Below are 12090 nucleotides of genomic sequence, written 5' to 3'. Positions count from 1 at the left end.
CAGAAAGGCAGCCGTTGTGCTGCCTTTCTGCTATTATCCTGCTGCTGTCAACCTTAGGGTTTGCCGGAATTTATGAGGCAAGCCCAATTACATATTAACCCGTATTGTACCGGAACCATGATAGGAATGATACATCCCGTTGTACATCGCGTCAGCTTGAACCGGTCCCAACTTATAAGTACCCGGAGACACGGCACGTACCATATAGTAAAAGGTTTTGGGTCGGCTGTCAACGCTGGTAAACAGGTTGAGGCGGTCATCCCTGATATCCATATAATCGGGTTCATCTTTATCCCGGATCTCCGTTACCCATTTCAGATCGGGCATGCCGTTGAGCCGGGTATTCTCAATCTCAAACCCTGCAGGAAGCATATCGGTAATCACCACATTTTCTATAACGGACCGGTAATGACCTTCGATGGTAATTTTTACTACCACCAGGTCGTTCTGTTTGAAGGTATTGCCGGTAATCAACTGACCGTTCCTGGTATAAAAATTTCGCCGCACTTTCAGAAAACTGTCTTCTTCCCTGATTTTCCCGTCAGCAGTTACTCCTTCGGTTTCCAGATAATAATAGAAATTTCCCTTTCCGGAAGCCTTTAGTTGCAGCGGCAGCCCCTGGAAGGACTTTAAGTCAATGCGCAATGGCGCTCCGGTACTGCTGCCGGCATTTTTACCATCAGCCAGCAGTTGCAGCAGGCCCTGGGTACCCGCCGCGGACCGGGCCATCCTACCCATCGCCAGTACGCTAAACACCGACTCCTGGGTATTGAGATAGGGGTTGGTACGCATTTCTTCCGATAGCTGTCGGGCCAGGACGGCTACCTGAGGATCTTTGGGATTGATATCCAGCAGCGCATTCAGGGCAATCGCGCGGTCCCGCAGATAGGAATAAAAACTTCCGCCGAACTGGGATTCCGATTTTTCACCACTGAAGGAGGCAGGTAGTACCTGTCGGGCCTTATCGGGCTGGCCGCTGATCTGGTAAGCCGCCGCTAACAGGTACCGGCCATCCAGGCTCAGGGATTCCGGATTGCCTTTATAATAATTCATCATACTTTGTTGGGGTTGCCGCGCCAGTGCCAGCACATAGAGCGAGTAAGGAATTTCCTTTGCCGCAATGGTCTTCCTTTTATCACCATTATAATAATAAGCGATAACTTCCTTTTTCCGCAACCGGAACTTGAGGTATTCCATGAGCCGGGCCAACACCTGATCATTAACGTCAAAACCTGCCCGCGCGGCTTCGGTAAGAAAATGTGCCGCAAAAACACTCCCCCACCAGCTTTCATAATTGCCCCCGGGCCAGTAACTTAAAGATCCGTTGGGCAACTGCATCGATTGCAGCTTCAGCACCGCCTGTTGCACATTATAATTGGCATTGACTTCTTCACCCTTTTGGTTGCCCAGTACCCGGGCCAGATCCCCATAATACAATTGAGGAAAAGCCGCAGACGTCGTCTGTTCGACACAGCCATAGGGATAACGGACCAGGTAGGAAATATTTTTGGAAAACTGCACCAGTGGTGTATTTCCCATTACCAGATGCCCTTTAAACGTAGACGGAATAAAATTGCTACGGAGCGACAGCGCCTGGTTACTGCCGGCGGCCACCATCCCGGTTGCATAGGATTTCTGTAGGGAGGCTGGAGGTCGAACCGCAATTTCCGTCTCATGAACAAAGGTTTCATTCAGGGCTTTGGCGGTCACAACCAACTTAGCGGCTCCCGTCTGTTGAGCAGCTCCCAGCTGGAAGAGGGCCCGGGCTTCGCTATTGGGTGCAATAGATAATTGCTGTTGCTGTACCGGGCCGATACCCAGGGGTCCCTGTACCGCAATACTTACCTGCACCTGAGCCGGTTGGGTGGTCGTATTGCTCATCGTAACCGGGACCAGGGTGCTGTCACCTGGGCTAAGGAATCGGGGCAGTGCGGTACTCAGCACAATCGGGTCCGCCACTTTCATATGAGAGTCAAAACTACCGAAGGCTTTGTCTTTATAAGCAACCGCCATCACCCGGATATCTCCGGAAAATTGTGGCAGGTCGATCTCATACCGGATCCTTCCGCTGCCGTCCGCTTTCAGCAGTCCGCTCCAGAAAGAAACATTCTTTACCCGGTTGACAAATAACGGATTTACCCGGCCGTCCAGCGAAGCTTCATCTCCCCCGTCTCCCCCGGTAAAGGAACTGGTCATTTTATACTCCGGCAGGAGCAGCGGATAAATATCAAAACTTCGCACCCCCAGAGCCACTTTCTGATAGAAATAATCATAAGGATTGGGCGAATCATAATTTTTGACCTGCAGGATGCCTTCATCCACGGCAGCCACCGTCACAAATGCATGAGGTGCCGTCTTGATCTCTATTACCTGTTTGGTTCGGGAGCGACTTTTCTCGCTGACTTTCACCGCCACCGGCAATTGGTGTTGTCTGGCTTCCACTTTGATCGGTTGATAGCCATGGGCCACTGTCAAAGGCATATCGCTGCCGTCCATCGCACGAAACAATGTCGTTGCAATATAAATATTTGGCAAAAAGGCGTCATTGGCTTTAATCTTCAGTGATGCCGATTTATTGGAAGTATTCAGAAAATGATATTCCAGTACCTTATCCCTTTCCACACTGACCAACATCCTTCCTTCAAAAGGCGTCGTGAACAACAGATTGATATCCTCACCGGGCTGATAGCTTTCCTTATCGGCTTTGATGGTTACATTACCTTCATTATTGACTTCAAAGGAACTATAGCCGGTGCTACCCATGCCATAGGCGTAAAAGGTTTTGGATACATAACTATTACTGCCCTGCCGGTACACCTGAACTTCGTATTCGCCGCTCTGGTCAGGCGTGAAACCGAATACCGTATTGTTGCCACTGATGCGGATCGTCTTAGCGCCCAGGTCTTTTTCCACCCATTTGGAAACATAACGATAGCGATCTCCCGATTGCTCAATTACATTTTGCCATTCCTTACGGATCATTTTTACGACCACCTGTTGCTGTTGCGGTTTACCGTCCTTATTCAGGGCAATCAGGTTCAGTTGCATGGGCATCCGGGTGCCCACATAATAATTGAAATTTCGAATTCCGATAAAGACCGGCTGTGAATAAAGATCAAAATGTGCATAGCGATGGACGGGCCGCCCCGTCTCATCAAAGACCGTCGCCCGGATATTACCTTTCAGCAGACCGGTTTCTGCGAAACTGTCGTCCAGCACCGCCGATTCCCTGGCCGAACCATCCGCGCCGGTGACACCCGAACGGAATACGGTTTTAAAATATGCATTTTTTACAACCGAAAAATCATAGTCCTCAAAGCCCTTGGGTTGAAAAGCTGCCTTGGCTATATTCAGTTCCCATTCATAATTTCTGTTCGCCGCAGGCGTGCCAAACAGATTATCCGCCTGAAGCAGCGTAGTGACCGTTTCTCCAATCTGGTACTGATTCCTGGGTAGTTTCAGTTCGGATTTAATCCGGTCCGGCATAAAGTCCTCAATACTGATATTATAGGAATTCAGCAGGACATCATTGCCACTATACGCCTGCAGGATATAGGTACCGGTTAATGCTGTCGCGGGGATATCAAAATCGGCGGTGACACTGCCTTGTTCGTTGAGCATTTTACGTCGGTTGGCAAACTCTTTCCCATTGGGCATGACCAGTCTCAATTTAACCGGCATTTCCCCGGGCGGCATCCAGGATTCATCCCGAAGCACCGCGCTGGCATGAACCGTTTCTCCCGGACGGTACAGATTTCTTTCCGCATAAATCCAGGCATTCAGACCTGTGGCATTGACCACCCGACCACCCACATCATAGCGGGAGGTCTCGATCCGGCTCCGGTCGAAACTGATAAAACTGTATTCGCCGTCTGATTTGGCCGAGACCATGCCTACCTGCATACCCGAAGCCGGCAGGGATTCCTGATCCAGAATGGCGACGCCCTCTTTATTAGTTTTAAGGCGCTGCATCAGTTGATTCGTCGTCGAGATAAAACTAATGGTCGCATTGTTGATCGGCGTGGCACTTCGAATGGAATTGGCAAAGACCAGCAAGCGGTCTTTTTCCTGTTTGACCATCAGACCAATATCCGAGAGCGAAAGAATCTTACTGGCCTGAACCCAGCGTTGTCTGGTGGAAGCGACGGTAATCACGTATACCCCGTCATAGTCGCGCAATTTATCGGCAAAATCCAGGTGCAGTAAATGCGCTGCATTGTTCCGGGGGAGTTTTTCCACATCATAGGTCCGGGTATATACCGTATCCCCCAGGTCTTCGGTATCGTAATACCGATAGTCGTGGTAGGATCCGTCTCCGTCTTCATCCTCATCACCATAGGTATAACCCCAGCGCTGCCCGCGACGGAACAAGGCCATCATATTATTTTCATACACCTTGATCACGCTGACTTTTACCTCAGGTACCTGAACAATATTCATCGCCAGATTTTTGTAGCCCCTGCTGGAAAGATAGATTCCTTTGGTATTGATAAAATGCAGGGAAGGTTCCAGCTCGCCGAAACTGGCCTGAACGGTTTTGGGGGATTTCAACCGACCGCCGTAACTGCCTTGTATGGCCGTACCCAGGGTAATATTATAGGTCTGTTTGGGATCAAAATCATTGCTGGTAAGATTAAAGCCGCCGTCGTTGACTGCCAGTTCAAAGTTCACCGAAGGTTCAATCTGCAGGGCTGCTTTCAGCCCCTGTTCCGGAACCGGCTGGGATAGGGAGACCTGCACCATACCCGTCGTACCATCGTGCTGGGCATTGGTGCCCGTCACTTCCAGTACATAGCGGGACAGAATACTGGTCTGGAAGACAGTATCATTTCTGGAGGAAATAGTACTGCCGGCGATAGCGATACCTTTGGCCAGTCCCACGTCCAGCACTACCGGTTTATCTTTATTACTGATCGGATTAAACTGCACCGACAGTCTTTTTCCAATACCTCCGTTGATGGCATTAAAATTCAGGCTGCTCCCTGCCGAACTAAGGGATAATTTGGAAGCGGCCTGGGTTATATCGGTTTGGTAATTAAAATCAATATCCAGTTGCACCATCACATTGGCTACCTGGCGTCCCCGTGTCCAGAAACCCCGAACCTGCACAACTTTAATCGGTGCCGTGTGAAAAGACAGCTTGCGGTCCTTGCCCAACCGGTAGTCCTTTTTCCTGGCCTTGGAGAGCAATTTGGATGTCAGCGTGGCTTCATAACTGACACCTGGCGCAAATCCTTCTGCCGGGGAAAAAACCAGTTCGTTGGACTGGTTCCAGCGGAAAGCACCTGCAACCCGGGGTTCGAATTGGATATAGGCAGTGCTGTCCCACTGATTCAGGAGGCTGTCCGGATAAATATCCCGGTTGAACTGAAAGACCAGATTCTGTTGTTCCTCGATTTCCTGATCAAAATTCTTATCCATCAGTCTGACCTGATTCCGGGTACTGCAGGAAATGAGTAACAGGAACCCGCCCAGTAAATATAAAAGCGGCATCAGATAACGCAGTGTAGCTTTTTCAATAGATGACATAACAAAAATTTGTTTGAACAATTAAAAATTTAAACTATAAGTTCCACCGAAATACTTACCATCAGATAAATTTCACTGTAATATGGATATTGGCATTCCGGCCCTTATCATCGGTACAGGAAATTTTTATTTTCCGGTCCACAGGAATAAAAACAATTTTATCAGTCTTGGCACATTGGCCCAGAAATTTATCATTGATATACCAGTAAATCCTGGTGGCATCCCCGGCTGCGGTACAACTGAGTTGCAAGGATTGCTTTCCCTTGTCAGTAATCAGATAGGTAGCCCCATCCTTCAGCGAATTGACATGCGGCACCTGACCCTGAAAGGTTCGGCTACAATCAGGATTATGAACGGGCATTTGAACGAAAGGTATATGGCGCTGTTCATAATACTGCGCCAGCTCTGGCGCAATATCCGGATAACGCTCCAGGATAAAACCCGCAGCAGGCTGACAACTGGTACAATAGGAATACCGGTGGTCTGCTGAAACAGCAACTTCTTTTAAATGATGGCAGCGGGTCGCATCCGAAACACCCGGGATATAAAAATCGGGGACCAGTTGCCTGCAGAACTGCTCCGCCGGCAACCCGCTCATTGCGCAGACCATACGGGACTGAAGTCCGGCAGGCGGCGGCGTTGTTTCCGGATCCGGCCGGGGATCAATGCTGTTAAACAGCTGGAATAATAAAGGTGTTGCGGTACCGGCACCATTGAGTTCCGGCGCACCGACACCGGAGAAATTGCCGATCCAGACGCCGATGGTATACCGCTGGTTGTATCCGATACTCCAGGCATCCCGACGTCCATAGGAAGTTCCGGTTTTCCAGGCGATGCGGGGAATATTTACCGCAGACAGATTGCCGGCGGGAAGATCCGGACGTTCGAGATTCCGCAGCATCGTACCCAGCATATAGGCGGCTTCGGGGGACAGCAGTTGCAGGCTGCTATCGGATGAGGGCGCTTGACCTGCATCGGACCGAATCCAGCGCAGGGGCCGGTAACGGCCCGCATCGGCAAAGCTGGCATACAAGGCTGCCAGTTCTTCCAGACGGACACCACAACCACCCAGAATCAATGAAAGCCCCATTTTCCGGCGGTGGTTCCATACACTGTTAAAGCCAGCTGCGTGCATCTGGTTGACCATTACCGGCACGCCCAATTCGTTCAATATACGCACAGCTGGCACGTTGAGGGATTGCTTCAATGCCTCCTCTATACTTACAGCGCCCCGGTAATCCAGATCATAATTCTCCGGCGCATAATCCCTGTAATTTACCGGCACATCATTGATGATGGATTTAGGTGTCACCAATCCCCGGTCAAATGCCAGTCCATATAGAAAAGGTTTTAAGGTACTTCCAGGTGAACGTACGGCTTTAACACCATCCACCTGGCCCTGATGAACCTGATCGAAAAAATCCGGTGAGCCTACATAGGCCAACACCTGGCGGGTGGGATTGTCCAGGACAATAACCGCAGCATTATGAATCTGCCTCAATTTCAGGCTGCGGCTGTACTGCGCTGTCAATTCTTCGGCACGCTGTTGAATACGGGCATCGATGGTTGTAGGGATTTCCAGTAGTTGCGGAAACATACGCCGCATCCGCCAGGCCAGCTGGGGTGCCCGGCGTGGCGGCGAAAGGCGACTGGCCTGCAGGGGTTCTGCCAGCGCGTCCTGAATGGTTTCGGCATCAAAAAGACCGGCCTGACCAAAACGCTGCAACCAGTGATTTCTGGCCTGGGTGATTCGGTCATTGTCTTTGCCGGGCACCAGGGAGTTCGGCCGGTTCGGGATGATACTCAGCGCTGTCAGCTCGGCCAGAGAAAGCTGGTCCGGAGATTTATTAAAATACAACATCGAAGCCGCTTTCACACCCTGTATATTGGAGCCATAGGGTACCAGGTTCAAATAGATCTGGAGGATTTCTTTTTTGGAATAGTGCCATTCCAGCTGCAGTGCCCGAAACATCTCCCAGAGTTTATTGCCATAGGACCTGCTTTTAGGTTCCAGAAGCCGGGCCACCTGCATTGTAATCGTAGAGGCGCCGGATGTACGCCGCCCCTGCAACAGGTTATGGGTTGCGGCCCGCAGGATTGCCAGCGGGTTGATCCCGAAATGCCAGTAAAACCAGCGGTCCTCCTTATACAGGATCGCTTTCGACAGCTGTGGTGTAATTTCTTCCAGGCGGGTAAACATCCGCCATTGCTGGTCCCGGGTCAGAAAAGAATAAATTGCGGCTCCGTCCCTTGCTTTTACCACTGGCGCATATTGAATATTGGCCGGCACCGGAACAAGCATATCCAGTCCGAGAAAAAAGATCCAGGCAGCCAGCAATATCCGCAGACAACGCCACCAGGGCGCGGGCTTTGCACGCAGGTTCCCATATACAGGGAGCCAGGACCGCCAAAAAGATCGCCGGCGGCCCGGGTCAGTGCTGACTAAGGGGTATATCCTGGTAATATTCACAGTTATTCATTCATGGACCGGTTGTCATTCATAGTGTTCGTTTCAGTTCCCTGTCCAGACGGATGCCTCTCAAAATACAAAGTTCCCGGCGCTGTAAAAAATATTTTCAGACCGTACGGGGCCTCCAGGGCATTTTCCGTAATTTCAGACATCGGCCGGTATTGGCCGGTCAACCACCAGTCCCAAAGATGCGCACTACGATATTATCCATATGCATCCTCCTGATTCTGCTGCCAGGGGCAGCGGGCCAGTCTGCCGCGACACCGGGGCCGGTACGGGTCATCGCTTATTATTCCGGAGGACCAACGCAGATCGATGCCTATCCGGTAGAAAAACTCACTCATATCATTTTCAGCTTCTGCCACCTGCAGGGTCAGCGGCTAACCGTTGACCGGTGGCAAGATACGCTGACCATTCAAAAACTGGTATCCCTGAAAACCCGTAATTCCAGATTGAAAGTTTTACTCTCCCTGGGGGGCTGGGGTGGTTGCCGCAGTTGTTCGGAACTGTTTGCCTCCCCCGAAGGAAGGATGGAATTTGCCCGGTCCGTCCGACATCTGAGCGAATATTTTCAAACGGACGGTATTGACCTGGACTGGGAATACCCGGCTATTGAAGGTTATCCGGGTCATTCCTATAACCAGAATGACCGGGCGAATTTTACGGAACTGGTGAAGGTATTGCGCAGCACGCTAGGACCGGAAGCTACTATTAGTTTTGCTGCCGGTGGCTTCCGGAAATACCTGGAAGCTTCCATAGACTGGCTGCGCGTCATGCCACTGGTGGACTTTGTAAATATCATGAGTTATGATCTGGTAAATGGCAATACACCGCACACGGGTCATCATACCCCACTTTTTGCAGCTCCCGGACAAACAGATGCCACGGCAGCCGCTGTGGATTACCTGATTAGCAAGGGCGTTCCCTCCCGGCAACTGGTGATCGGAGCGGCATTCTATGCCAGGACCTGGGAGCAGGTCGGGGACCGGAACCGGGGTCTTTTCCAGTCAGGCAGGTTCAAAGATTTTATCGCCTACCGGAACTTCGATCAGCATATCAGTACGCAGCGGGGATTCCGGTTCTACCGGGATAGCATTGCCCAGGCCCCGTATGCCTATAACCCGGTCACAAAAGTCTTCGCCACTTTTGATGATACGATGTCCGTAAGAAAAAAAACAGCTTATGTCCTGCGTAAAAAGCTGGGCGGGATTATGTTCTGGGAGCTGACCCTGGATAAGCCAGAACATGGATTACTGGAAGTGATTGACCAAACATTGAAAGCGGGAAACCGGAAAGAACTTCCGGCTGCTGCCGCCAGTCAATCCATGCGATGAGATTCCTGAAAGACGATTGTGTCATTAAGACCCGACCCTTTTTAACAGCATGAACCGAAACTCCCTGATTCAGCCTGGATACTGTTCCGGGGCAGTCGCATAGCTGCTGTAAACAGTAAGAGCCCGGAATGCCGGACTCTTACAGTGTATACTTTCAAAAAATTTCAGCTCGTTCAGACTATGTAGCCCAGGCTTTGTCACCTTTCTGATAAGGGATACAGGGTTCATATTTACCGGGAACCGCCGAATAACGAAGGGCCTTGGTAGCACCTGGTTCCGAAGTGAAGAAGCCCAGCAGGGTGAGTTCTTTCATCATTGCAAAATAATGCTTGGGCATCTGAATCCTCGAATACCCAAAATTACCCTTGGACTGCGCCAGAGAATCCTTCCGGTTTTCTTCCTGATTCAGTTCTTCCCGTTTGGATTTGTATTCCTCTGATTTGTTATAATCCCTGGCTTCCTGGTCCAGTGCAGTCAACAACTCTGTGCGTTGCTGCGCTTGCAGCTGCATAAAGCCGTCATTGTATTTTTCTTTGCTCAATTTGTCGATACTGCCGAGTCCGTCTTTAAATATTTTCTGATCGCGGGGTGTGTAACAATCCCGAACCATCACATTCATAAATTCGCCGACCTTGGCATCCTTGGCGCCGGGTGTAGCGGTGCGGGGTAGAATCGTTTCGGCTATTTCGTCCAGAAATGCAATCTCGTCTTTGGTAAAATAGTCTGGCAGCGCTTCCGCAGTAGCTTCTACAGCGCCTTTTTCGGTTGAAGATTTACAACCGGTGATAAATAATTCTGCACCGAGTACAAAACCGCCCACGAGCAAGGCAACCCTTTGTACCGCTTGTCTTCTGTTCATCATATTGATTTCTTTAAAGCTTTTCGTATCTGCCGTCGGCGGCAGCCTGCAACAGACTGCCGGAGCACAGCTATCATAAATTATTCTTCTTCAATTCACTGACGGCAAAATCGGCAGCCCTTGCTGTCAGCGCCATATAAGTCAGTGAAGGATTGACACAGGCAGCGCTGGTCATACAGGCGCCATCCGTAACAAACACATTTTTACAATCCCAAACCTGGTTATTGCCATTGAGCACGGAAGTCTTTGGATCACGTCCCATTCTTGCGGTACCCATTTCATGAATTCCCATACCGAAGCCATAGTCACCGTCATATGTGTGTACGTCTTTGATGCCGGCGGCTTCCAGCATTTCTGCGGCATCATTCATCATATCAACCCGCATCTTTTTCTCATTCTCTTTAATTTCGGCATCCATATTCAGGACCGGTAATCCCCATTTGTCTTTCACGCTGTGGTCCAGGGTGACTTTATTTTCATGATAGGGCAGGGTTTCACCAAAAGCGCCCAGTCCCATGGACCAACTGCCCGGCTCACAAAGTGCATCTTTGAATTCCGCACCAATACTGTATTCGGCTATCGTACGATGCCATCCCTGACGGCTGGCACCTCCCTGGTAACCGAAGCCCCGGACATAATCCCGTTTATCACTGCCGACATTGCGGAAACGTGGCACATAAATACCATTGGGTTTGCGGCCGAAATAATACTTGTCATCATAACCTTCTGCACGTCCTGAAGCCCCACAACGGAAATGGTGGTCGATCAGGTTATGGCCGAGTTCGCCACTGCTACTGCCCAGTCCACCGGGCCAGATATCAGTCGCCGAATTAAACAGCACCCAGGTGGAGTTCAGTGCGGAAGCGTTCAGGAAGATCACTTTCGCAAAATATTCGTAAGTCTTGTTGGTCTCCGCGTCTAACACCTCCACCCCTTTTGCTTTCTTAGTGTCCTTATCGTAAATAATTTTGGTCACAATGGAAAAAGGCCGCAGGGTCAGATTGCCGGTCTTCATGGCGGCAGGCAAGGTGGAAGATTGCGTACTGAAATAGGCGCCAAACGGGCATCCCAACCAACATTTATTGCGGTACTGACAGGCGGTTCGTCCTTCCAGCGGTTGGGTGATATTCGCGGAGCGGCCGGTCGTCAGAATCCGTAAACCATTATAGTGTTTGCGAATGCGGTCGGCAACATCCTTTTCGACACAGTTCAACGGGATTTCCGGCATAAACTCGCCATCCGGCAAGGCTGCATAATTTTCTTTGGTACCATTGATACCGGCAAATTTCTCTGCATAACTGTACCAGGGTGCGATATCTGCATAGCGGATTGGCCAGTCAACCGCAATACCTTCTTTCAGGTTGGCCTCAAAATCTATATCACTGTGCCGGTAACTCTGGCGCCCCCACATCAGAGAACGTCCTCCTACATGGTAGCCGCGAAACCAGTCGAATCTTTTGGTTTCCACATAGGGACAGTCCTTATCCTTCACCCAGTAATCCAGGTTGGTTTCGTTTAAAGGATAATCTCTTTTTAATACCGGATAATCTTCAATCATCTGTTGGGTACGTCCGCCCCGGTGTGGGAACTCCCAGGGATTCTTATTGGCATTCACATAATCCGTAACGTGTTTAATGTCACGGCCCCGCTCCAGCATGATTGTCTTAAGCCCTTTTTCAGTTAGCTCTTTGGCGGCCCAGCCACCGGAGATACCGCTACCAATCACAATAGCGTCGTAAGTATTATCTGCCATATTTCAATTTTCCTTTTTAATTATTTTCGAGTAATCGTTCAGACTGGCTGATCATTAACAAGCAGGAAATAAAGGTATTGAAAAAAATATCAGAAAAAATTATTTTTTCTTAAATCTTTTTTAAAGAAAAAACCCGCCGTAAAAG

The 12090-nt window shown here is 50.0% G+C and carries 5 protein-coding genes; 1 reads left to right on the top strand and 4 read right to left on the bottom strand.

Annotated elements, in window-relative coordinates:
• Nucleotides 1-87: 87 nt before the first annotated feature.
• Together ACYVI9_RS11635 and pbpC are read right to left on the bottom strand one after the other, a co-directional pair.
• Nucleotides 88-5529 (bottom strand): alpha-2-macroglobulin family protein, encoded by a 5442-nt coding sequence (locus tag ACYVI9_RS11635; RefSeq protein WP_460764740.1) that lies wholly within the window; start codon nt 5527-5529, stop codon nt 88-90.
• A 61-nt stretch (nt 5530-5590) separates the two neighbouring features.
• On the bottom strand, nt 5591-7999 hold the full coding sequence (gene pbpC / locus ACYVI9_RS11630; RefSeq protein WP_460764739.1) for a penicillin-binding protein 1C: 2409 nt from the start codon (nt 7997-7999) through the stop codon (nt 5591-5593).
• Nucleotides 8000-8187: 188 nt separating this feature from the next.
• Between pbpC and ACYVI9_RS11625 the strand changes: the two genes are divergently transcribed.
• On the top strand, nt 8188-9333 hold the full coding sequence (locus tag ACYVI9_RS11625; protein WP_460764738.1) for a glycoside hydrolase family 18 protein: 1146 nt from the start codon (nt 8188-8190) through the stop codon (nt 9331-9333).
• A gap of 178 nt (nt 9334-9511) precedes the next feature.
• Here the strand turns inward: ACYVI9_RS11625 and ACYVI9_RS11620 are convergent, their stop codons facing one another.
• Together ACYVI9_RS11620 and ACYVI9_RS11615 are read right to left on the bottom strand one after the other, a co-directional pair.
• Nucleotides 9512-10192, bottom strand: a complete 681-nt coding sequence (locus ACYVI9_RS11620) for a gluconate 2-dehydrogenase subunit 3 family protein (RefSeq protein WP_460764737.1) — start codon at nt 10190-10192, stop codon at nt 9512-9514.
• A 73-nt stretch (nt 10193-10265) separates the two neighbouring features.
• Entirely contained in the window at nt 10266-11945 is a 1680-nt protein-coding gene (locus ACYVI9_RS11615; protein WP_460764736.1) for a GMC oxidoreductase, read from the bottom strand.
• Nucleotides 11946-12090: the final 145 nt, after the last annotated feature.

The sequence above is a fragment of the Niabella terrae genome, from assembly GCF_054783135.1.
Note: the sequence above shows the minus strand (reverse complement) of the source record. Positions and strands in the feature narration are given on the sequence as shown.